The sequence below is a fragment of the Streptomyces sp. NPDC093094 genome, assembly GCF_044754345.1.
Classification (GTDB): Bacteria; Actinomycetota; Actinomycetes; order Streptomycetales; family Streptomycetaceae; genus Streptomyces.
Genome location: NZ_JBIVOX010000022.1, coordinates 15,652 through 38,065 on the forward strand (window position 1 = coordinate 15,652; position 22,414 = coordinate 38,065).

At 70.1% G+C, this 22,414-nt stretch carries 14 protein-coding genes and 2 pseudogenes; 5 read left to right on the plus strand and 11 right to left on the minus strand.

Annotation, left to right across the window (positions count from 1 at the left end; all coding sequences use genetic code 11):
* Window positions 1–67: 67 nt before the first annotated feature.
* The 4 genes from ACIQGV_RS33340 to ACIQGV_RS33355 all read right to left on the minus strand — a co-directional run bounded on the left by ACIQGV_RS33340 (window position 68) and on the right by ACIQGV_RS33355 (window position 7,875).
* Window positions 68–1,378, minus strand: coding sequence for a PP2C family protein-serine/threonine phosphatase (locus ACIQGV_RS33340; protein WP_402501442.1), 1,311 nt, complete (start codon window positions 1,376–1,378; stop codon window positions 68–70).
* Window positions 1,379–1,905: 527 nt separating this feature from the next.
* A complete protein-coding gene (locus ACIQGV_RS33345; protein WP_402501445.1) occupies window positions 1,906–3,381 on the minus strand; it encodes a hypothetical protein in 1,476 nt (491 codons plus the stop codon).
* A gap of 241 nt (window positions 3,382–3,622) precedes the next feature.
* On the minus strand, window positions 3,623–7,048 hold the full coding sequence (locus ACIQGV_RS33350) for an AfsR/SARP family transcriptional regulator (RefSeq protein ID WP_402501448.1): 3,426 nt from the start codon (window positions 7,046–7,048) through the stop codon (window positions 3,623–3,625).
* 356 nt (window positions 7,049–7,404) lie between these two features.
* The gene (locus ACIQGV_RS33355; protein ID WP_402501451.1) at window positions 7,405–7,875 is read right to left on the minus strand and encodes a hypothetical protein; all 471 of its coding nucleotides are present in this window, start codon (window positions 7,873–7,875) and stop codon (window positions 7,405–7,407) included.
* Between the two features lie 399 nt (window positions 7,876–8,274).
* Here ACIQGV_RS33355 and ACIQGV_RS33360 point away from each other — a divergent pair, with 399 nt between their 5' ends.
* Together ACIQGV_RS33360 and ACIQGV_RS33365 are read left to right on the plus strand one after the other, a co-directional pair.
* Entirely contained in the window at window positions 8,275–8,904 is a 630-nt protein-coding gene (locus ACIQGV_RS33360) for a hypothetical protein (RefSeq protein ID WP_402501454.1), read from the plus strand.
* 165 nt (window positions 8,905–9,069) lie between these two features.
* Window positions 9,070–9,485: pseudogene (locus ACIQGV_RS33365) on the plus strand (enoyl-[acyl-carrier-protein] reductase FabV); the annotation flags it as partial.
* Between the two features lie 92 nt (window positions 9,486–9,577).
* On the opposite strand, the gene ACIQGV_RS33370 reads toward ACIQGV_RS33365, so the two are convergent.
* Complete coding sequence (locus ACIQGV_RS33370; RefSeq protein WP_402501694.1) at window positions 9,578–9,703, minus strand: hypothetical protein; 126 nt, start codon at window positions 9,701–9,703, stop codon at window positions 9,578–9,580.
* 772 nt (window positions 9,704–10,475) lie between these two features.
* On the opposite strand from ACIQGV_RS33370, the gene ACIQGV_RS33375 reads away from it, so the two are divergent.
* Window positions 10,476–12,263, plus strand: a complete 1,788-nt coding sequence (locus tag ACIQGV_RS33375) for an RNA polymerase sigma factor (RefSeq protein WP_402501457.1) — start codon at window positions 10,476–10,478, stop codon at window positions 12,261–12,263.
* 144 nt (window positions 12,264–12,407) lie between these two features.
* A complete protein-coding gene (locus ACIQGV_RS33380) occupies window positions 12,408–14,252 on the plus strand; it encodes a trypsin-like serine protease (RefSeq protein ID WP_402501461.1) in 1,845 nt (614 codons plus the stop codon).
* A 53-nt stretch (window positions 14,253–14,305) separates the two neighbouring features.
* On the opposite strand, the gene ACIQGV_RS33385 is transcribed toward ACIQGV_RS33380, so the two are convergent.
* The 6 genes and pseudogenes from ACIQGV_RS33385 to ACIQGV_RS33410 form a co-directional block, all read right to left on the minus strand.
* Window positions 14,306–16,303, minus strand: a complete 1,998-nt coding sequence (locus ACIQGV_RS33385) for a PQQ-binding-like beta-propeller repeat protein (protein ID WP_402501464.1) — start codon at window positions 16,301–16,303, stop codon at window positions 14,306–14,308.
* Between the two features lie 509 nt (window positions 16,304–16,812).
* Window positions 16,813–17,250: a hypothetical protein gene (locus ACIQGV_RS33390; protein WP_402501467.1), complete on the minus strand. Its 438-nt coding sequence runs from the start codon at window positions 17,248–17,250 to the stop codon at window positions 16,813–16,815.
* Window positions 17,251–18,122: 872 nt separating this feature from the next.
* Window positions 18,123–18,401 carry a hypothetical protein gene (locus ACIQGV_RS33395; protein ID WP_402501470.1) on the minus strand — a complete coding sequence of 93 codons (279 nt, stop codon included), beginning with the start codon at window positions 18,399–18,401 and terminating at the stop codon, window positions 18,123–18,125.
* Between the two features lie 258 nt (window positions 18,402–18,659).
* Window positions 18,660–18,832 (minus strand): annotated as a pseudogene (locus ACIQGV_RS33400) (transposase); the annotation flags it as partial.
* Between the two features lie 28 nt (window positions 18,833–18,860).
* Window positions 18,861–20,114, minus strand: a complete 1,254-nt coding sequence (locus ACIQGV_RS33405; protein ID WP_402501473.1) for a hypothetical protein — start codon at window positions 20,112–20,114, stop codon at window positions 18,861–18,863.
* 410 nt (window positions 20,115–20,524) lie between these two features.
* The gene (locus ACIQGV_RS33410; protein WP_402501476.1) at window positions 20,525–21,574 is read right to left on the minus strand and encodes a hypothetical protein; all 1,050 of its coding nucleotides are present in this window, start codon (window positions 21,572–21,574) and stop codon (window positions 20,525–20,527) included.
* A gap of 688 nt (window positions 21,575–22,262) precedes the next feature.
* Here ACIQGV_RS33410 and ACIQGV_RS33415 point away from each other — a divergent pair.
* Window positions 22,263–22,409 (plus strand): hypothetical protein, encoded by a 147-nt coding sequence (locus tag ACIQGV_RS33415; RefSeq protein ID WP_402501479.1) that lies wholly within the window; start codon window positions 22,263–22,265, stop codon window positions 22,407–22,409.
* Window positions 22,410–22,414 lie beyond the last annotated feature (5 nt).

A 22,414-nucleotide genomic window follows, 5' to 3' on the forward strand; every position in this document is an offset into this window, starting at 1 on the left:
GTCCTCCGGCCCGGGACGACGACACCGGCCCCCGGCGCGCGGCACGGTCAGGACCCCGTCGGCCTGTTCACGGCGGGTGGGGGAGGCGGACGGCGAGGAGGGCGATGTCGTCGTTGCTGCCGTGGGCGCAGCCGGAGAGGAGTTCGTCGCAGAAGACGTGGAGCGGTTCACGTGTCAGAGCGGCGGCGTGCTGGCGCAGCCGGCTGAGCCCGCGGTCGATGTCCTCGCCGGGGCGTTCGATCAGGCCGTCGGTGTAGAGCAGGAGTGTGGAGGCCGGCGGGAGGGCGTGGCTGCTGCTGGGGCGGGGCGCGTCGGGCTCGATGCCGAGCAGGATGCTGTGGCCGGTGGTCAGGTAGAGGGTGTCGCCGTCATGGGTGACCAGCAGGGGCGGCGGGTGTCCGGCGTTGGCGAAGTGCAGGTGCCAGCCGCTGTCCGCACCGGTGTCGAGGCGGGCGTTGATGCAGGTGGCGGTGTGGCCGCCGTAGAGGGTGTGCGCGATGGTGTCCAGGCGGCGCAGGATGTCGCCCGGTGGCTCCAGCCGGTCGCAGACGAGCGCGCGGAGCATGTTGCGCAGCTGGCCCATGGTGACGGCGGCGGGCAGGTCGTGGCCGGTGACGTCTCCGATGATCAGCGCCGTGGAACCGTCGGGGAGACGGAAGCAGTCGTACCAGTCTCCGCCCACCTCCGCCACGGCGCGGGCGGGCGTGTAGCGGGCGGCGACCTCCAGCGGCCCCAGGCGGGGCAGGGCCGGCAGCAGAGCGCGCTGCAGCTGCTCGGCGGTGCTCTGCACCGAGGTGTACAGGCGGCTGTTGTCCACGGCCAGAGCGGTGCGGTGCGCCACGTCCTCCACCAGGGCCAGGTCGTTCTCGGTCAGCGCGAAGGCTTCCCCGCTGCGGGCCAGCGTCAGCGCGCCGAGGACCTGCCGTCTGGCGCGCAGCGGCGCGATCACCACCGAATGCGCGTTCAGCTGGGAGAACAAGGCGCGCTGAGCGGCATGCAGGTCGCTCGGGTCGTCCGCCGCCGCGGCGGCGGACGGATCGACCAGCAGCGGCCCGGCACCGCGCAGCACCCGCGCCAGCGGATCGGGGGAGTCCTCCGGCACCGCCGGGAGCGGCCCTTCCAGATGCGCGGTGGGCAGCCGGTCCCAGTGCGCCACGACCACCCGGTGGGGATGCCCGTGCTCGTCCAGCAGGTCCGCCGCGCACCAGTCACCCAGCTGCGGCAGCAGCACCTGGCACAACCGCCGCAGTGCCAACGCGCCGTCCAGGGTGCTGGAGAGCGCGTCGGTCGCCTCGGCCAGCAGAGCCAGACGCTGCAGCGCCGTCTGCAGCACCGCATCGATGTCCGCCCCGCCGCCGGCCGGATCCTTGCTCACCATCCACTGATCGTCACACGCTGCAGCCGCCCGGGACGGCCTCGAAACGAGGGAAGCGGCCATGTCCCCCGGTCGGGGCAGGCGGCCCGGCCGCCTGCGGTCGCCGGCCCCGGCACCGGTGCACCCGACGGGCGTGATCCTGGCCGTGCCCATGACGGCCGTCCGTGACGCCCCCGTCCGCACCAGCCTGCGGGACATCCGGCCCAGTGCCTGCCGGCGCCCTGACCGGTGCCTGCGTCCGTCCCGTACGACCGCGGCTCTCCGAGGTCCGGACAGGGGGCACCCTCCTGCCGGGGACGTCGGCGCGGCCGGCAGCGGAGCCGGCCGGGCACGCTTCCGGCTCCGCGCGGGCGCCGCTCCTGCCGCCGGACCGGTCGCCGCGGCGCGGACACGCGGCCCGAGCCGCGCAAGAACGCGGCGACCGGCGCCACAGCGATCCTCTACGGGCCCTCACGCGCTGTACGGAGCCTTCGGGGTCCTGGGCGAGGCGCAGCGTGACGTCCGTGGCGCCGGTCAGGTCCGCGTTCGGGTCACCTGGCCTCGTGGACGCTCGGGAGCGCGGCGCCGAACTCGGCGTCGAGGCCGCGGACGGTGACACCGGCGCTCTTGCCCGTGATGTGTGCCGAGCCGGTGCGGACGGGGCCGGTGCCTGCGCCGCGGGCGGTCCACAGGGCGCCGTCGGTGTTCTCGCCGGGCACGCCGACGACGGTCTCGGCCCGGCGGTCCCCGGTGAGGTCGGCGAGGTGGACGGCGGAGCCGAAGAAGTCGTAGGTCTCGGCGGTGTCCGGGACACCGGCCGTGTTCTGGCTGTAGAAGCCGGCCCCGGCCGTGGTCAGGCCGCCTGCGGAGCCGCGCAGCAGAACGGCCGCGCCCGCCCAGGTGCCCGTGCCGATCTTCTTGAAGGGGGTGCCGATCACGATGTCGGCGTACCGGTCGCCGTCGGCGTCACCCACGCTCAGCGCGTAGCCGAAGCCGTCGCCGTTCTGTGCCGTGCCGGGGACGCCCGCGGTGTCCTGGTGGAACACCTTCGGCTTCTGCGCGGTGGTGATGCCCTGGGCGCTGCCGTAGAGGACCTGGATCTCGCCGCCCTTGCGGGCTCCGCCGCCCAGGGCGGCGTCGGACGGGATGCCGGTGACGAGGTCGCCGTATCCGTCGCCGTTCACGTCACCGATCCGGCCGGTGGAGCCGTCGGCGTGAGGCAGTTCGAGGGGCCAGTTGTCCATGTACGCGCCGCGCGGCTTGGTACCGCGCAGGTCGAGCCACACCGTCCCGCGCCGCTCCGCGCCGGCACGGGTCAGCCAGAAGCGCTCGGCGCGGCCGTCGCCGTTCACGTCGCCCATGACGACCGCGGGGACGTCGCCCACACGGTTCTCCCTGTAGCGGTCGGCGGCGACACCTGCGCGCGTGAAAGGACCGGTGTACGAGGCGACGTCGCACAGGGAGCCCACGGACAGCTCGTGGGCGCCGTCACCGTTCATGTCGCCGGTGGCCAGGGACGCCCCGAACCGGCAGAAGGTCCGTCCCTCGCCGTAACCGGCCGGCAGCGCGACCGGCGCGGCCCCGCCCAGGCCGCGCGCGCCGCCCCAGAGCACGGTCACGGCGCCGCGGCTCTGAAGGGAGCCGACGTCCTCGCCGGGCGCCCCGACGATCAGGTCGGCGTACCCGTCGCGGTCGAGGTCGGCGCTGGAGACCGCCGCGCCGAACTCGTCCCCCTCCTCGCCGGTGCCGGGGACTCCGGCCGTGTTCTGGGACACGACCTGACGGCGGGCGGTGCTCACCGAGGACTTCGACCCGTACAGCACGACCACCGCACCGGCCCCTTCCGCGGTGCCGTTCGCGGCGTGCGGGGCGCCGACGGCGAGGTCGCGGTAGCCGTCACCGTTGAAGTCGTCCTGGACGGACGCGGTGTTGGCGCCCTTGTACGGGGCGGCGGCCACCGAGGGGGTGACGGGGGTGAGGCCGAGGGCGGTGAGCACGACGGCGGCCGCCATGACGGATCTGCGCAACGGGATTCCTTCGACTCGGGCGTGACATCCGCCCCAGTCGACTCACGAGCCGTGCGCAAGGTTGTGCACCTGTCGCGGAATTCCTTTTCCCCCGGCGGGAGTTGGCCCCGTGCGAAGCCAGAGGGAGCGAGCGCCGTTCCGAGCGGACGAGCGGTACGCCGGCTGCCCCTCGGCCGGCGGGTGAACAGCCTTGTCCGTAGGGCGGTTCCGCGGACGCCGCCGTACCAGCCACAGGGCGATGTCAGGGGCCGATCGCCTTGCCGAGGGCCGGGAACGACTGCTCGTCCGCGGGCGCCGTGCAGGGGACCCCGGCCCGGGCCGTGCCCCTGCGGTCCGTGGCGACACGCCGGCGCAGTTCGTGGGCTTCCGGGACCTGGAGACGTTCGGCCGTCGCGAGGGCGGCGCGCAGGTGGGGGAGGCCCTCGTCGACGGCGCCGAGGTCGGTGAGACAGTCCGCGACCCCTGTGAGGGCGAGCATCTCCTCGTACGGCGCCTGGATCCGCCTCGCCAGGGTGAGAGCCTCCCGGTGGTGGGTGAGCGCCTGCTCCGGGAGGCCGGCGGCCCGGAGCGCACAGGCGCGCAGATGTGTCGCGGCCACCTCTCCGCCGAGGTCACCGAGGTCCCGGAACCGGACGACGCAGTCCTCGGCGGCCTTCTCCGCCCTGCCGTGGTCGCCCTGCCGGTGAGCGGCCTCGGCCAGATGCAGCCGGCTGTACGCCTGCCCCATCGCACTGTTCAGTTCGTCGCAGATCGCGAGGGCCCGTTCCAGGTTCCGCTTCGCCTCCCCGACCTCGCCGCAGCGCAGTTGTACGCGGCTCAGATAGGTCAACGCGTGCGCCGTGCCGAGCCGGCTGCCCAGCTCGTGGTACTTGCGTACTGCATCGGTCAGAACCTCTGCCGCCTGCCCGTGGGCGCCGGTGAGTCTGAGGACGTCCCCGAGGTCGGCGAGCACGTTCGCCTCACCGAGCCGGTTGCCCAGCCCGCGGAAAAGACCGAGAGCCTGCCGATGATGCTCCACGGAGTCGGCGTAGCGCCCCAGCGACCGGTAGACGTCCGCGAGCGTGGTGAGGGCGTTCGCCAGACCGCGTCTGTCCCCGGACCCGCGCAGCACGGCCAGAGTCTCGCCGAGAGCCGCCGCGGCTTCCGCGAAACGGCCGGTCAGCTGCAGGACGTGCCCGAGCTCTATGCGCGCGCTCGCCTCGCCGAGACGGTCGGAGGAGTCCCCGAGACGCCGCAGCGCCTCCGTCAGGGTGGTGATCGACTCCTCGTACCGGCCCGTGAGCCGGAGCACGCGGCCGAGCCCCTCCAGGATCAGGCCCTCGCGCGCGGGGTCCTTCAGCGGTCGTATCAGGCCGAGGGCCTCACGCAGCCCTGCCTCCGCCCGCTCGTACCGCCCCTTGAGCGCGTCGACGAGAGAGAGGTGGTGCAGGGAGACGGCCTCCCCGAGCCGGTCACCGGCGTTGCGGGCCGCCGTTCGCGCGACCCGGTGCAGGGCCTGGGCCTCGTCCCAGTGACCGCTGCTGCGCAGGAAGTCGTGCAGGGCCGTCGGAAGGTACACCGTCACCTCGTCCATGCCGTGCCGGGAGGCGTGGGCGACGGCGGCACGCAGATTGGCGTGTTCGGTGTTCAGCCAGGCGGTGGCCTCGTACTCGTCCGCGAACGCCGGCAGTGACGCGGGGCGTGCGAGCGTCAGGGCCGGAGGGGCCGCCCGGTGGCGGGCGAGGTGCCGGCTCGCCTCCATGGCCGTGTGCAGATAGTGGGCCAGCAGGCGCCGCACAGCCGCGTCGCCCGCGGCCGGATCGCCGTCCCGGCTCAGGGCCTGGGCGTACTCGCGCACGAGATCGTGCGTCTGGAACCTTCTCGGGGACGGCTCGTCGAGCAGGTGCTGGTCACACAGCTCGTCCAGGAGCCTTCGCGCGGTGGCGAGGTCGCAGCCGTACAGCGCGGCGGCCGCGAAGGGATCGAGGTCGGTGCCCGGCAACAGGCCCACCAGGCGCAGCAGCGTACGGGCCGCCTCGGAGAGGGAGCGGCAGGACAGGTCGAACGCGGCGGCCACCGACACGTTCTCGGCGGCCAGCGCCGCCGGCCGGCTCGCCGCCGACGCGAGATCCTCGGCGAGGTCGGCGGGCGTCCACTGCGGCCGGTGGCGCAGACGCGCGGCGACCAGGTGGAGAGCCAGCGGAAGATGTCCGCACATCCCGGCCAGCCGGACGAGGGCGGGGTCATGGCTCGTGATGTCCCGGCGGCCCGAACGCGCGAGGAGAAGGCGGACCGCCTCGTCCTCGGACAGGATGTCCAGGGTGAGGGGCCGAGCACCGGTCAGGGCTTCCAGCCGGCGTCTGCTGGTCACCAGGACCAGACACCCCGGAGTACCGGGCAGCAGGGCCTCGACCTGGTCGGAGCTCGCGGCGTCGTCGAGGACCACGAGCATCCGGCGGCCCGCGACCCGGCTGCGCCACGCCCCGGCACGGGCGTCGAGTCCGGCCGGTATGCGCTGCGGGTTCTCTCCCGCCGCGAGGAGCAGTTCGGCGAGGGCGTCCTCGGGAGCGACGGGCGAGGTGCCGGCGGTGTGCGCGTGCAGGGGGAGGAAGATCTGCCCGTCCGGGTAGTCGGCGCGCACCTGGTGGGCGATGCGCAGGGCGAAGGCGGTCTTGCCGACGCCCGGCATGCCGTCGATGGCATGGACCCGCACCTCGGGCACCGCGCGATCGCCGTCCTCCTTCAGTTCCGTCAGCAGGCCGTGCAGCAGGGAGTCGCGGCCGGCGAAGCCCACCGGGTCACGGGGCAGCGTCACGGGCACGGCGGGAGGAGGGGACGACGGTGCGCCGGACGCGGCGGGAGGAGAGGAGGACGGTGCGCCGGACGCGGCGGGAGGAGAGGAGGACGGTGCGCCACCCCCGGCGGGGGCGCCGGGAGCGCCGGGCGCGGCGTTCTCCAGCACATGCTGGAACGCGGACCGGACACCCGGTCCCGGTTCGATGCCCAGGGAGTCGGCGAGTGTGCGCCGCAGCGCGTGATACGCCTCCAGCGCCTCGGCTCTCCGGCCGGTCCGGTGCAGGGCGAGGAGGAGGTGGGAGTGGAACGACTCCCGGAAGGGGAACTCGCTGGTGAGCCTGCGGAGTTCGGGGAGCTGCTCGGTGTGCCGGCCCAGACGGGCGCCCGCGTCGAACCAGAGCTCCAGGCACTGCAGCCGTGCCTCCTGCCACCGGGCGACCTCCGAGGCCGCTCGGGCGGCGAGCGCGGGGAACTCCGCGAGGGGCGTGCCGCGCCAGAGCGCCAGTGCCGCCTCCGTCGTCCGTCCGACCTGCGCCCAGTCCTCGGCGTCGCGGGCGTGCTGCGCCTCGTCGAGGGCCCGCAGGAAACGGTCGGCATCGAGCTCATCCGCCTCCACCTGCAGGACGAGTCCGCCGTCCCGGCTCCGCACCCGCGACGCGTCCTTGAGGCAACGCCGAAGCCTTGTCACATGGTTGTGCAGGGAGGCTCTGGCGCTGGCCGGCGGGCGCCCGTCCCAGACGGTGTCCGCGAGCCGGTCCATGGAGATCACGCGGTTGGGCGAGAGCAGGAGCGCCGCCAGCAGCACCTTCGGCTTCGGAGAAGGCGGCGTGAGGTCGTTGTCCTGGCCGTCGCCGACGGCCAGCGGCCCCAGCAGCGCAAAGCGCATTTTCATCCCCCGGTCGAACGCGCGGAGACGGGATCCGCGCGAGCGCATCGTAGTCGCGGCCGGGGCGATGCGGGTCATGGGTCCGAAGTCGGCGTGTCGCAGTGTCCGTCGGCGTCACGGAGCCGCGGGAGCCGGAGGAGAGGCCGCGGGAGCCGGGGAGGGGTGACCCGGCTCCCGCAGCGTCGGGGGAGGGGGAGAAAGAGGGGCTGCCCGGCGCCGCGGCCTGCGTGGCCGGTCCGTGGCCAGGGATGTTGACCGGTGGCCCGCAGCCGGGCACGGCGCTGTGCGCCGGCCTCGTGACGTGAAGCGGTCCCGCACCGTCCTGCTCCGTGCCGGCCGGTGCGGGACCGCTCGGACCGAGGTCAGTGCCAGAGCTGGTCGCTTGCCCCGTCCCAGGGCCTCACCTGGATGCCCGTGCCGTTGTCGTCGTCCTCCAGGAACCAGTTGGTGGCCTTGTGGCCGAGCCGCCAGCCGTTGTCGTACTTGTTCTCGTACCAGCGCTGCCAGTCGTTGCCGGAGCACTTCTCCATGTAGACGTCGTGGTCGCTGTAGGCGGTCAGGCAGTAGCTGCGGTCGTTGTCGGCCCTGAACAGCCATGTACCGTCACTCTGCAGCTCCTCGTACCAGCCGTTCTGGGCCTGGCCGTTGCTGCCGCAGCTGCGCATGGCGACCTCGTAGGGATGGCCCCAGAAGTCGGGGGTGTGGGCCAGGCAGAGGTGATTGGTGTCGCTCTCCCACTTGACGTTGCCGTTGGCGCCGGCAGAGCCTGCCAGGCCAAGGATCAGGGCGGCGCTGGAAGCCGCAGTGACAAGTGCTTTCGTCATCTTGTGCATGACCCGATCGTCGCTTCGGCCTTCAACGAACGATCAACACGCAGCCAACACGCCCCGGCGCGTGCCCGGATCCTCGGCGGGACCGGACGGACCAGGGTGGCTCTGTGACGAGCCGGGCCCGGGAACGGGTCAGCTCGATCACCCGGCTGCGGAGGTCCTCGTCCCGCGCCGACGGCAGGAACCACGCGACGCGCACCTGTGCACCGGCGAGCGGACCTCCCGCGTACGCGCACACCGTCACGACTGCATCACGAACTCTGTCTCTGCTGGTCAGAGGGCTTATAGTCGCGGACTCCCGGATCTTGGACCCTCTTGCCCGAACGGCCGGGTCCCGTACTCGAACGAGCGGAACGACAGCGAATGGCACGCAGCAGGATGACACGACGTCATGGATGGGCGATGGCAGCGCTGCTGTGCACGGTGGTGCCGTCGGCGGCGGCCTGTACGGCAGCGGCCGCGAAGACGACGGCGAAGGAGACGACGGCGAAGGAGACGGCCGAGGTCGAGACGAAGGCCACCGCATCCACACCGTCCTGCGCGGACGGGGCCGTCCGGTGGACCTCGGTGCACCGGGAGCGGCGGCTCACCGAGGTCTCGCCGGTCGTGAACGTCCGCAAGGACGACGGCCGGATCACGTTTCACCTGGGGCCCGTGCGCAACATAGTGCCCCGGGTCGGCACGAGCGACGACCGTGTGTCGGAGCGCCAGGTGCTCGCCGCACTCGCCAGGCACCTCAAGTGGTGGGACGTCGAGCAGCTGGCCGCTCCGGGCGAGGAGTCCGCCGATCGCCGGCGCCACCCCGTCGAGGTCGACTCCCTCGGGCACGCGGGGCGCTTCGTCGAGGCCGGGGGAGTCCAGGTCGTCGACGCGAGCTTCACCGTGACCTGCCCCGGCCGTGACGTCCACGGCAGTGTGACCACCTGGTTCGGCGATGTGAGCACCTCCCTGGCCTGCGGCGTGGACCCCCGCACCGAAGAACCCTGGATCCAGGAGGCGTACCGGCTGGCGTGCGGTCCGCTCAGCCCCTGAGGCGCAGTCCGGCGGGCGGCGAGGACGCCGACGACACCCCGGACGAGATCGTCCGCGACATGCAGGACGCCGCCGCGGAGATCGCTGCGGAAACGGACCCGAACGGTGACGTCGGACTGCAACGGGCCGTCGCAGCCCTGTCGATGGAGGGCCGGGCCCCGGACCGCCTCTGCCCGGCTCGCCCGGCAGCACGGGCGGGACATGGTCTTCCTCAACGGCGACGCGTTCAGCGACACGATGAAGGAGCAGGTCGCCGAACTCCTCGCCGAGCGGTTCGGGGGACGGCTCGACCACCTGGTGCACTCGGTGGCCGCGCCGCGCCGCGCCTCGCCTCGCCGCGCCGCGCCGACCCGGACACCGGAGAGGCGTACGCCTCGGTCCTCAAGCCGGTCGGTTCGCCGTACACCACCAAGACCCTCGTCCTCGACGAGCACGGCGCCCCGGAGGCCAGGGAAGTCACCACCGTGCCGGCCGAGGGCGACGACATCGAGCAGACCGTGGCCGTGACGGGCGGCACCGACTGGGAACGGTGGATCACCTTCCCGGCCGACGGCTCCCTGCCGGCCGACGGCTTCACCACGTGCCGACCCGTGCGGCGTCGAGCACCAGCCCCGCACCCCGGGCGAGCACGTACCGGTTGCCCTCCCATCGCGCGGCGGCCTCCCGGAGCCGCTCACGGGCCTGGAACAGCCGGGGTGTGGCCCTCGCCGAGGTCGATCGCCTCATGGGCCGCCGCGAAGAACTCCCGGCACGCGTCCAGGACCGGCTCGGGGACCTCGTCCCGCTCGACGTCCGGCACATGCCCGGCGAAGTCGAGCGACAGGTGCGCCGCACGGTTCGGGGGTCACCTCGTCGAGCAGGTCGCTCGGCAGTCTGGGCAGAACGATCACTCTCAGTTCCTGTTCCACTCGCCACGACCGCGGCCCAGGCTGTCCGGCAGCTTGTCCGTGCCGCCCGTGGCGATCCCGAACCTGTGCGCCGGAACACCCACGGCCTACGAAACCGTCCACGCCCACGGACCACGGCACTGCCGCCACCGGGGCACGGCCAGGACTCGCGTCCAGCACGTCCTGACCACTGCCGGCACGAACACCATCGGACTGAGCGGGCACTTCCCGCCAGACACTTCACCACCACGCGGGCCCCGTCCCGGGAGTCGGTTCGAGCGGCTCTGCCGAACTCCGGCCGACTGAAGATCACCGACAGCATCCCGGCTGCGGGCCGGAGCCGCTCCTCCTGCCGTCCCCTCGTGCCGGGGATCGCCCCAGGAGTCCACCCGGGCGTAGACGCCGGCCCCGTCATGTCGACGGGGCGCGGGACATGATGCGCATGTGGAGCGCTCACAGTGTCCGCCCGGGTGGCCGGAAGGATCCTGAACTGGCCGTCACCGGCCTTGGATACGCCGCCTGACCTGCTGGAATCCCGCCAGAATAGGGGGTCGGCCGAACAGTGCGCCGAGACCCGCGGGCTCTCCTCCCAACAATCTTGGTGGTGCCGCAACGACTTCTCCTCGAAGGCGACGACGAAGGGCGGGAACTGCCTCGCCGAGCGAACGGAAGGAGTGAGGCGCGATGACGACCGACGACTGCGAACTCGTCGCGAGGTACTGCGCTGGGGAGTACGAAGCCGGCCGACGGCTGCTGGACCGCCACTGGCATGCGCTGATCAAGGTTGCGCTGCCCAGGCTGGGAGGCAACTGGCACGACGCCGAGGAGGCCGTCGTCGACGCGTTCGTCGCCCTGGCGGCGTACCGGGGCGACGAGCCGATCCTCAGCGCGGGTGCCTGGCTCAGGAAAGTGGTCCGCAGGAAGGCGGTGGACAGGATCCGTGCCGGCAAGCCGGATTCCGGCGGCCAGGTGGAGGAGTCACTGCCCGCCTCTGACGAGGGAATCGAGCAGGTGGACGAGCAACGGGCGTTCATCTGCCTCCTGCAGGCACTGGACGTGACGGAACGCCGCATCATGGCGGCGGCCGTCGACGACAGGACCATGGGCGGCGCGGCACGTGAGCAGGCGCGGGCACTGGGCATGGAACTGCACAGGGACTACTACCCGGCATCCCGCCGGGCACGGCAGCAGGCACGGGAGGCGCGGATCCTGCTGCACATGCTGCGTGAGGCCGAACCGTGCCAGGGGCTGCTGCAGGCATGTGACGTGACTCCCGGTCAGGAGGGTCCGCGGCTGACCCCTGAGGGCCGGGCGGCCGGGACGGCGCACATCGAGGAGTGTGCGTCCTGTCGGACAGAGCGGGAGAAGGTGAAAGACCGCCACTGGGTTCCCGGGGTGGTGATCGCCCCGTCACCGGAGCTGTACGACCGGATCCGCAACATCTGCGATGCGACGGCCATGAGGACCGAGGCAGGCACGGCACGGAAGCCGCGGCGGCCACGGACTCCCGATTCCCCGCAGGACCTCGCCGACGGCGGAGAACTCCGCCCCGCTCTTCGGGGCGAGACTGCAGGGGCGGCCGTACGGCACCCTCACCGGAGGTCACGTCGGCGTGTCGGAACGGTCCTCACGGCGTGCCTCGCCGCGGTGGTGTCGGCCTCCGCACTCGCGGCCCGGAGCGGGGCGAACGTCTCGCTGCCCGACATCAGCAGCATCCCGGGGGTGCGTACGATCACGGGCTCCGAGGCGACTCCACAGGGCCCGGCCTCCGACGGCGGCTCCTCCGCGAGCACCGGCGGCTCGAACCACGGCAGTGCCGCGCACGACGACACCGGCGGCGACAGCACGGGCACGGGAACGGGAACGGGCAACACCGTGGAAGGCGTCGAGAGCGACGCCTCGGACGGCAGGAGCACCAAGAGCACGAAGACCGGCGAGAAGAAGGACGGCTCCACAGAGAGTGACGAGAACGACGACGACGTCACTCACACGGACGACCGCGGGACCACCACGGACGAGGACGAGGACGAGACGACGGCGACGGACGACGACGAGACCACCACGCATGACGACACGTCGGCGCAGGATCTCGTCGGCCCCACGGTCGGCCTGGCCGGCATCAGCACCGAGGCGGTCGGACAAGAGGTCGTGGACCACAACGGTGTGCTCATGCAGACCTGTGGCCCGACCGGTACGCCGACGACGTTCAGTGTGTGGGCGGCGGTCTCGGACCCGTCCGGCATCGGGAACGTGCAGCTCACCGTCCAGCACCCCACGGACGCGCCCTTCACCGTCGACGGGGTCGCCGACGGCGGCACCTTCCGCTTCGACGTCCCGGCCCACCGGACCGGACCCAGGTTCCTCGAAACGCAGCAACTGCAGTTGTCGGTCACGGCCACGGACACACAGAACAACCGTACCGACACCGTTCTCAGGTCGCTGGCCCTGTACGAGTGCGGTGAGCCCGGCTGAGAAAGCCGCATGACGAGAACCTGTCCGACCACTGCTGCCCGCATCCGCGAGCCCGGGGGACGCGCGGCCGCGCGCCCCCCGGCGAGTCCGCCTCCTGCGCGCACGAGTTCCTCATACACCTGCGACCCGATGAAGGGATCCTTCATGCTCACCATCCTGCGACGGGTGGCGTCGGCCATGGTCGCGGCGGCGGCCCTCCTGGTCCCGGCCGTGCCCGCCCACGCGATCTTCAACGGCTTACCGGCCGCCGAAGGAGAGTTTCCGTTCATGGCCGCGCTGACGCGCGCGGACAAGCCGGGCACCGCCCTCGACACCCAGTTCTGCGGCGGATCGCTGATCGAACGCGGCTGGGTGCTCACCGCCGCCCACTGCACCGAGGGTCTGACACCCCAGCAGATCAGCGTGGTCATCGGGCGGACCCGCCTCACCAGCTCCGCCGGTGAGGTCCGCGGGGTCACGAGCATCGTCCGCCACCCCCAGTACATTCGCACCTGGAACAACACGCACGACTACGATGTCGCGTTGCTCAAGCTGTCGACGCCGTCGGCGATCACCCCGGTCCGCATGGCGTCCACGCACAACCGCAACACCTGGCTCCCCGGCAGCGGCGCCACGGCACTCGGCTGGGGCGCGACCACATGGGTCGGCGGCGCGGTGACCGGTTCGCCCGGCGGCTTCCCCGACGTCCTGCAGGTCCGCGGACTCGACATCGCCGACGACGCAGCCGCTCGGAGCACCTACTCGTTCTACCGGGCCGAGACGATGCTCACCGTCGGCGTGGCCAGGGCGGGCAGCGGCATCTGCCGCGGCGACTCCGGCGGGCCGTTGCTCACGTTCGTACAGGGAACTCCCAGGCTCATCGGGGTCACGAGCTTCAGCAACACCTCGTGCGGGCTGGCGGTCACCGGCAGCGGATTCGCCCGGGTCGGCGAGGGCCCCCTGTCCCGCTGGATCATCGAACAGGTCCCCACTCTGGCCGACGACGGCTGGATGAGCCGCAGCGGCGACTTCGACGGCGACGGCAAGGACGACATCGCCGCCTTCGTCCGCGGCGTCGTGAAACCCGGCAGCCCCGACAACTACTCGGCGTGGGTGGCGCTGAGCAACCCGTCCGGTGCCGGACCGTTCGGCGCGTCCACGAAATGGGCGTCATCGGTGGCCGACACCAGCGACTTCCCGCTGGTGGGAGACTTCAACGGCGACCGACGGGACGACATCGCCGTCTTCACCCGCGGAAACGTGCGCACCGTCGGCGTCGCGCTGAGCACCGGAACCGGGTTCGCGCCCCGACGGGTCTGGCACAACTGGTTCACCCCCGGCGACGAGATCCCGGCCGTCGGCGACGTCGACGGCGACGGCAAGGACGACATCGTCGCCTTCCCCCGCGGCTCCGCGGGCGACGCCTGGGTGGCACTGAGCAACGGTACGGCCTTCGGCGCCGCAACGTTCCGGGGAAACGGAATCGCCAAGTCCAACGAGATCCCGGCCCTTGCCGACGTCAACGGCGACGGCCGCGCCGACGCGATCACCTTCACCCGCGGCAACGACTCCACGCGCGGCAGCAAGGGCGACGTGTGGGTGGCGCTGAGCAACGCGACCGGGTTCGGGACGCCGCAGCGCTGGCACGGCGACTTCTGCTTCGGTTCCGAGATCCCGGCCGTCGGCGACTTCAACGGCGACCGCAAGGCCGACATCGCCACCTTCACCAGGGGCGGCCAGGCCGATGTGTTCGTGGCGCTGAGCAACGGCTCGTCGTTCGTCGGCACCGCGGCAGTGTGGAACAACGACTTCGCCGCCTTCGACGAGATCCCGGGCGTCGGCGACTTCAACGGGGACGGCAAGGACGACATCGCCGCCTTCACCCGAGGCGACACGGCCGACGTGTATGTCTCCCGCAGCAACGGCCGACGCTTCGACGACGTCCACATGAAGTGGCACGACCGGATGGTCGCCGGAGGCGAGGTACCTGCCGGCGGCAGCACCTGGTAGACGCTGAGAACCCCTGGGCCGAATCTTCCCTCCGGCCCGGGGACATTGCCGTGTCAGGCGGTCGGGCCGGCGCCGGTGGCGGCGTCCAGGGTGTACACCCTGCCCTCTTCGCTGGTGACGTAGACCGTACCGCCGGCGACCGCGGGTGTGGCAAGGACGCCGTCGACGGAGGTGTGGGTCCACTGCTCGGCGCCGGTGGTGGCAGCCAGGGCGTGCAGCGTGTTGCCGTCATTGCCGGTGATGTAGACGGTTCCCCCGACGACCACGGGCGAGGAGAGGACGTCGTCGAGGTGGACGAGGTCATCGTTGTCCTCATCGGGCTCCCAGGAGCGGACGAGACCTGCAGCCGTCCACCGCATGGCGCCGGTGGCGGCGTCCAGGGCGTACAGAAGGCAGTCCCCTGAGCCACCGACGTAGACCGTTCCGTCGGCGACTGCGGGTGAGGAAGAACTGGAGGCGTAGGCGGGACGGGTCCACCGCATGGCGCCGGTGGCGGCGTCCAAGGCGTACACGAGGCCGTCACCGCTGCCGAAGTAGACGCTTCCGTCGGCGACTGCAGGGGAGGAGGATTCGAAGGCGTCGGCGCGATGGCTCCACCGCTCGGTACCGGTGGCGGCGTCCAAGGCGTACACGCGCCCGTCGCTGTTGCTGAGGAAGACGATGCCGTCGGCGACCGTGGGTGAGGAGCGGACGCTGCCACCTGTGGTCTGGATCCACTGCTCGGCGCCGGTGACGGCATCCAGGGCGTACACCTTGCGCTCGTCGCTGCCGATGTAGACGGTTCCGCCGACGACCGCAGGCGAGGAGAACCGGTCATCGTGGGTGGTGTAGGTCCATTGCTCGGTGCCCGTGGCGGCATCGAGGGCATGCACCCGGCCGTCGTCGCTGCCGATGTAGACGGTTCCGCCGACGACCACGGGCGGTGAGTCGAAGCTGATGCGGCCGCGCGTGTTGCGGGTCCACCGCTCGGTGCCGGTGACGGCGTCCAATGCGTGGACCAGGCCGCGGCTGTTTCCGATGTGGACAGTGCCGTCGGCGAGGACCGGCGAGGAAAGCGAGTCCTCGCCGAGCTTGCGGGTCCACGGGGTACCGACAGCGCCCGGGAGGCGCTTTGTGGGGCTGAGGGCGCGTACCGTCCGAGCCGTGGGCGGTGGTGAGTGCGCTGGTGCGGCCCGCGACGGTGGCGAGGCGTGCAAGCCGTGCGGGGGTGACGACTCGGAGAGATCGGCTGTCGGTTCCGCGGTTGTGGTGCCGAGTTCACGCAGGCGGTTGCGGACCTGCTCAGCGGTGGCGGGGCGGTCGTCGGGGTCCTTGGCGAGCAGGTCCAGGACGAGCCGGTCGAAGGCTGCTGGGACACCGGGGCTTCGGACGCTGGGAGGTTCGGGGGACCGATGCAGGTGCGCGTACATCAGCCCGACCGTGTCGAGATCACCGAACGGGGCTGAGCCGGTCAGGAGTTCGTACAGCAGACAGCCCAGTGAGTACAGGTCGCCGCGGCCGTCGCCGACCTTTCCCAGGAGCCGTTCGGGCGGCATGTAGCGGGGGGTGCCGATGATGCGGCTGGCCTGGGTGACGGTGGAGGCGTACCGCGCGATGCCGAAGTCGAGGATCTTGATGTTGCCGGAGAGAGTGAGCATGAGGTTGGCGGGCTTGAGGTCGCGGTGGATGATGCCGGCCGCATGGGCGACGGCCAGGGCATCAGCAGTCTGTACGCCCCAGTCGACGGCGTCCGAGACGGTCGGCAGACCTTCGTGGCGCAGGACGGCGGACAGATCCCGCCCCCGCAGCAGTTCCATGACGAGATAGAGGGATCCATCGGGATCCTGGCCGAAGTCGTAGATGGTGACCACGCCGGGGTGGTTCAGGCCGCCGGCCGTGCGGGCCTCGCGGAGGAACAGGTCGGTTCCGTCGGCTCCTGCGGATGGCTGCAGCAGCTTGATCGCCACGTGCCGCTGGATCACGCGGTCGCGTGCCGCCCATACCTCGCCCATTCCGCCTCGGCCCAGCAGCCGGTCCAGGTGATAACGGCCCGCGAGTATCTGTCCGGCCAAAATCGCCCGCCCTCCCACTCGTTCCGTGAGCCCACCATGGACAAGGGTTTGCGGGGCAGGCGGCCGAGAGCCTACCCAACAGCCAGAACCGCGATGATGCCGATGGGCCACAGGCGGCGGCGCGTGCGGCCAGGACATCCACCTGCCTGCGCGCCCCCACGATCCGCAAAGTGGACACCAGCCAGGCGACCGTCCCCGGGCGATCCAGTGGCACGTGGGCGGCGGCGCGTGCTGCCGGCGCGTCGAGCTGCTCCGGCGCCCCCGTCTCTCGCAGCCTGTCCGGCATCAAGGACATGGCGAGCGGGTCGCCCAGGCGGGTGTGAGCGACGACCCACTTGGCGAGACGGGGATCCTTGCGCAGATTCTCGTGGTCGACGACGAGTCTGACCGGGGCATAGGGGTGACCGTGGGCCGTGGCGTGCTTGTGGGGTCGGGCCGCGGTCCGGCCCGGCCGGCCGGGACACGTACGGGCAGCGGTCCGTGCGCGACGCGCACGGACCGTCCGGCTGTCAGTGGTCGTTGACGAAGCTCACGTAGTACGAGCCCCGGCCGCCCGCGCCTTCGTAGTTGAGGGCGATCCGGGCGTTCTCCTCCATGTTGTACCTGGTGCCGTCACTGGCCCGGTGCGTGGCGCAACTGCCCTTGCCGCCGGTGACGGTGAGCTTGTAGCCCGAGATGTTGTTGGTGATGTCGGAGACCGCCACCCAGGCCGAGTGGCCGTTCGCGGACGTGTCGCACACGGAGACTATGTCTCCGTGCTCCTCCACGTAGACCTTGACGCCCGTGCCGGTGTACGTGTGGTCCCAGACGATGCCTCCGGGCAGTTCGGCGGCGTCGGCCGACGGCGCGACGACCGCGGCCAGCCCGGTCAGGGCGGCGGCGCCGAACAGGGCGGCGGCGGTGCGGTGCCCGAGACGGGCACGCTTGGCGAGAGTGGGGATCTTCATGGCTTGCGGCCTCACTGTGTGGACTCCTTGCATGGTGGTGCGGAAAGGGGGTCTGCCCGGCCAAGGAGCCAGGCAGGCGGCCCACAGGGCCGCGGTCGGGTCGCCGGCGTGACCACGTGCGTGAGCACGACGACGTCCGAGATCAGGGGGAAGAGCGCGACGTGCGCAGGCGGGCGGTGCAGGACCGGCCTGCCGAGCGGGACCTGACGCGTCCCGGGCAGGGGACGGCGAGCCGCGGCCGCCGCGGTCGCCGATGAGCGCGCAGGCCGGAGACCGACGCGAACGAGGCGCCGACGACCAGGCAGCCGATGCCCCACCACCTCTGCCACAAGGGCTTGGTGGTCGTTGTTCTCCAGGGGGGTCATGCAGCGGTGCGGCGGGCACGGTGTACTCCGTCGACGAAGTCGGCAACGGCCGCTGCGCGGGCGGTCGACGCCTTCCCGGCCGGCAGTTGCACGACAGCGGGCACCGCTTCCCCCTTGCCACGGGACGACAGGGCCGCTTCATGTGCGGCCCGGAGAACGTCACCTCAGGCGACGAACCAAGCTCCCGCAGATGATAGGACGTTGCCCGTGAGGCAACTCCAGACCGGCCCCACGACCGACACCCCGTCAGCCGCCCACCAGGGCCGGCAGAGGCTTGGCGCCGGTTTTCGTCCCGATGTTCCTCGCCCCCGGTGAAGACGACCGGCGCGCCGGCCCTCCGGCGTCGTCGACAGGACGATCCCCTTCGGAATGCCCCGGACGGGCCGCTTCTTCGCGTCCCACCATGCCGCTGTCCGACATCGTCGGGTTCATGGTGATGAGCGGGGGCGGAGGGGCAACCACCGCGACCTGGTTCGGTGCCTGTCCTGTACGGCAGGCTGAAATCCTTCAGGACACATCGGCGATGAGCCCGAAGCCCTCCGGGAACTCTTCCAGGAACGTGCGGCGAGCCGGATCGGTCTCGGCAACCGCCATCTCCCCGACCAGGGCGAGCAACTCCTGTTGCTGATCGTTCGACAGCGTGCCGAACAAGCGGGCGACGCCCTCCAGGACCTTGACCGCGTCGTCCGGAGCCATCTGCTCGTCCTCGCTTCCGTCGATGAACCACAGGACATCGACCAAAGCCTCGCCCAAGGCGTGCGTCAGGGACGGGTACGAGGACGTCACGAAGGGCTCCCGGAGGATCGACGGCGCAGTCCCGTCATCCCACCACACACCACTACCGGGAATGCCTGCCACGGCACAGGCGAGGTGGCCGCCCGCGGACGGCCAGGCCGGTGAACTGCACGGTTCCTCCGGAGGGCACCTCGGTCTGCGGCCGGGCACCTCTGAACGGACAACGCAGCCACCCTGCGAGAGCGGCGCTGCTCCGCCGAAGAAGTGGCGGGCTCGCGGGTGTCAGGGACCAGGACGGCGTGGGTGGGCCTGATGGAGCTGGTCCCAGACACCGGCCTCGTTCCAGGCCGCCAGGCGGCTTCGGCACGTCATCCCCGAGCCGAAGCCGAGCTCCTGGGCAGGTGCTCCCACCGGGTGCCGGTGTGCAGAACGAACAGGATCCCGCACAGAGCCTGCCGGTCCGGCACCCGCGGTCGACCTTCCACTCTTCTCGACGACGCCGTCCATGGTTCAAGCCGAGTATTCGTCCTCCCCGTCCTCCGGAGACCCCTCGATTGTTCCGCCGGAGTAGGTCCGGCCATATTGCGCAAGGTATTCCTGGTGGACGACAGGCAGTCGATCGTACGCGGCGAGCCGGTCGAGCCACTGCTGGAATGTGGGGTCATCCCGTCCGCGTGTCTCCTCGTACACCAAAAGCAAGTTGTAGACGTATGCTGGTTCTCCGTCGAATGTATTGAAGGCTCGCGACGTGTATTCGATGACGGTATCGAAATCCTTGCAGACCCATGCCAGCATGCCGACGATGTTGTACATTCTTGCGAGTTCGCTGGAATGTTCACCGGCGTCAGGGAGTCGCGAGATCACTCTCCTGACGTAGTTGACGCCTTCTCGTGCGCGACCGTAATTTGCAAAAAAACTCCGAAGCCCGGCCAGCGCGGAAGCGAGAGCATCCCAGCCTTGATCGTCGAGCTCCCCGGCATCGGCGCGATCCACTAATGCATTGATCTCGCTTTCCATGCGGGGAAAGGTCTCTTCGTGACCGGCGGCGAGCAGGAAGCTGATGGCCGCTAGGTATTCTTTCGAGTCGCCCGCCCGCTTGAGTCGGTCCAGCTGTGCCGTCGCGCCGGCGAAGTCGCCTGCTCGCATACAGGTGAACCAGGCTTCGCGAGGCGACATGACCAGCAGGTCGAAACTGTCTCTGGAGCCTCCTGAGTCAGCGGATTGACTGCGAGCTGAAGTCAGCGTATCGAGTTTCCGCTCAATTCTTTGAAGGCTCTGCGCGACCGTGGACATGGACGCCCCCGTGGACCTCTGATCAACCTCTCCGCTCGCAATGGCGTCAATGAATGTACGAAGCGCAGTCTGAGATGCCAGAACGGCCCGAGGGTTTCCTAGATCGTAGGTCAGCGTGCGAATTCCGGCGACATCGAAAGGGAGTTGATTTTCCCAGTTCTTCGACACCATTTGGATGAACGGCCGACCGGTCTCATGCCTGCGACCGCACTCGTAGAATACATTCGCATTATGGCCGGTCAGATCGATGATGCAGAGTTCCGCCTCCTGAACAAGGCGAACAATGTCCGTCGTGATGGCAGTCGGCGTCGCCATCCGGTCGGCGCGCACCACTTTGAAGCGGTAGCTGGATAATACTGGTTCGAGAAGTAATTCCAAGAAGTCGTCCGCGGCCATCCGCACCTCGGAGTCTTCGCTCCCGATGGGGGAAATAACAAAACATGTCGGCATCTCTTGGGACTGTTGAGTCATACGATTGACTTTACCGCGAGTGTGTTAGCTTGGCCACACTTTTCGCTATCTGATCGACTCGTACCGATTTTGCGCGACATCTGACCGGTAATGCTTCAAGGGGCGGCTCGAGTCCAGCTGTGTGACAACGTCCGCGTACGGTGGCACGATTTCACGCACGTTCATGGACGGCCGGCGCAGGTCAGCGCGCCGATTCCTCCTCGGCCGGACAGCGACCAAGATTACTTCGGGACGAAGAAGTCATTCCCCAATGCCCCCACCACGGTTCCGCCGTCACAGCCGACTCTGACGGATGCCGCAGAGCAAGCGTGATCGAGGCCGATGGGGATGTACGAGGCACACGCGCCTGATTGTTCGGCGCACCCTCCGTTGGCTGGTGCCCCGTCCCTCCTGGTCAACACTCTGCGTCATCAGCTGACTTCTGTGGAAGCCAGCACTTCATGGACAGCGCGCACCGTCGCCGAAGAGATCCTGGATTGGGCGGCGTCGGCGTCATGCAATGCCTTGATGATGCGCGCGGCGGCCACGTAGATCTCCGAAAGCTGGTCGATACGCGCATCGCGCGTGCGGTCGCCACCGACGTCGAGGTCGTCGATGACGGTGTGAAGGCGGCGCAACCACAGGCGGTCTTCCTCCTCGCCGTTGACGCTCATCTCCTCGAATTGTTTGTATCCGATGACTTCGAACTGTCGTTGGCCCATCTGGGCTTCACGGAGCACCAGGTCACCGATCGCGGCCTGCCAGTCACGGTAGATCCATGCCTCGCGGACCGCCAGACATGAAATCGCCCGGTGACGTGTCTCCTCGACGATACCGACAGTGACGCGCGGAGATTCGATCGTGTCCGCCAGTATGTCGGCCACCGCTTGGCACAGACGCAGTTTGTCATCGTCAGGCAACTGGTTGGCGCTGGCTATCTGCGCCTCGTGGAGAAACCTTCTCTGCTCGCGGTCGATCCGTATGCCCGCCTGCGTGGCCACTTCGGTCGAGGGGTCGGCACTGATGGTCCACAGGCTCATCAATGAAGCGACCTTCCTTGTTTCCACATGCCTTCCCTCCGCAAAAGCCGAGGTGAAGGAGTGCAGCGCATCGTCAAGCCGTTTGACGGATCCCTTGCTCGCCTCGGGAAGGAAGAACAACTCGCGTCGCAGGGCACGAACCCAGCCGAGCACGACCGCGAGGCGATACAGCGTGCTGAGAGCCTTGTAGTGCTCGAACTTGGTGAGATGGACCTGACCCTGAAGGTAGAAGCCCGCACCGCTTGTGTCGAAGACCTCGCGCAGGCGCCAGAAGAGATCCACCGAACTCAACGCGAGTGGCTCGGAATACTTCTGGTAAGTGTCCTGGGTGCTCTGCCTCTTCTCTTGGCGGGCACGCTGCCGGAGGAAAAGCTCACCGAGGACGAGGATCAGCGTTGACACGCCAGCGCTGATCAGGCCGGCTTGTAACTCAACGGGCATGAAAGCATGTCTCCTGCGAGTGAGGCGGGGAAACTTCAGTGGCTTGCCGGATGAGGGGCGGGACAACCTCCCGGATTCGAACCCGGGGTCGACGCCGGAGGAACTTTGAGAAGGCGAGTTGGTCCAGGATCCTGACACCCTTCCGGTACCAGATTCTTCCAAGCGGTGGAACTGGGTGACACTCCAGGCCGCAGCATCGTGCATCCCGTGCCGGCCGAGGAAGCCCACGGACAGCTGGAGACGGACACCCCGGCGAGCTCGTGGCATAGATTCCCACGCCGTCCCCGGTTTCTGCTGCCGTTCCGGCAGGAAGCCACCGGCCGCACCCCTGACGTTCGTCCGGGTCGGTGTCCCGATGAGCCGCAGACGATCGCAGCTCCCGAGCTGAGGGCTCCGGATCTGTGATCACGGTCCCATCGGCGCAGCTCGCCCTGGTCGAAGACACACATCGACGGCGTGGCCGAGGCCGGTGGGGTGCGGCGAGGCATACCCGTACGTGCCAGGTCGGCGCACCCGCCGTCGTGGCTGACTGCCGTCGGCCGGGGCTCGTGCCACTGCCGTGCCTGATGCGGGAGTCGATCTCGGCCGAAAGAGTCTCCCGTCACAGCGCCAGACGAAGGCGGTATGCATGAGCGGGATGCTCACGCATACCGTCGAGCCCTTTCCCTCCTCGTTCTGAGCCGGCCGGATGAAGCATGAGGACGGCGACGACACCGACTCCGTCACCACCTGCCAGCGCGTGTGGTGCACCCTGAGCGAGTCGGCCGTGTACGGCGCCGACGACGCCCAGAACCTGGTCAGCCACGCCCGACGAGGCGCACCTCCACGGGCTTGACGGCA

Excerpts from the sequence above, each read along its gene's own strand:
- ACIQGV_RS33410 (WP_402501476.1), bottom strand. The coding sequence starts at position 21,574 with ATGCCCGTTGAGTTACAAGCCGGCCTGATCAGCGCTGGCGTGTCAACG.
- ACIQGV_RS33340 (WP_402501442.1), bottom strand. The coding sequence starts at position 1,378 with ATGGTGAGCAAGGATCCGGCCGGCGGCGGGGCGGACATCGATGCGGTG.
- ACIQGV_RS33355 (WP_402501451.1), bottom strand. The coding sequence starts at position 7,875 with ATGCACAAGATGACGAAAGCACTTGTCACTGCGGCTTCCAGCGCCGCC.
- ACIQGV_RS33360 (WP_402501454.1), top strand. The coding sequence starts at position 8,275 with ATGGCAGCGCTGCTGTGCACGGTGGTGCCGTCGGCGGCGGCCTGTACG.
- ACIQGV_RS33415 (WP_402501479.1), top strand. The coding sequence starts at position 22,263 with ATGAAGCATGAGGACGGCGACGACACCGACTCCGTCACCACCTGCCAG.
- ACIQGV_RS33390 (WP_402501467.1), bottom strand. The coding sequence starts at position 17,250 with ATGAAGATCCCCACTCTCGCCAAGCGTGCCCGTCTCGGGCACCGCACC.
- ACIQGV_RS33405 (WP_402501473.1), bottom strand. The coding sequence starts at position 20,114 with ATGACTCAACAGTCCCAAGAGATGCCGACATGTTTTGTTATTTCCCCC.
- ACIQGV_RS33350 (WP_402501448.1), bottom strand. The coding sequence starts at position 7,048 with ATGAAAATGCGCTTTGCGCTGCTGGGGCCGCTGGCCGTCGGCGACGGC.
- ACIQGV_RS33380 (WP_402501461.1), top strand. The coding sequence starts at position 12,408 with ATGCTCACCATCCTGCGACGGGTGGCGTCGGCCATGGTCGCGGCGGCG.
- ACIQGV_RS33375 (WP_402501457.1), top strand. The coding sequence starts at position 10,476 with ATGACGACCGACGACTGCGAACTCGTCGCGAGGTACTGCGCTGGGGAG.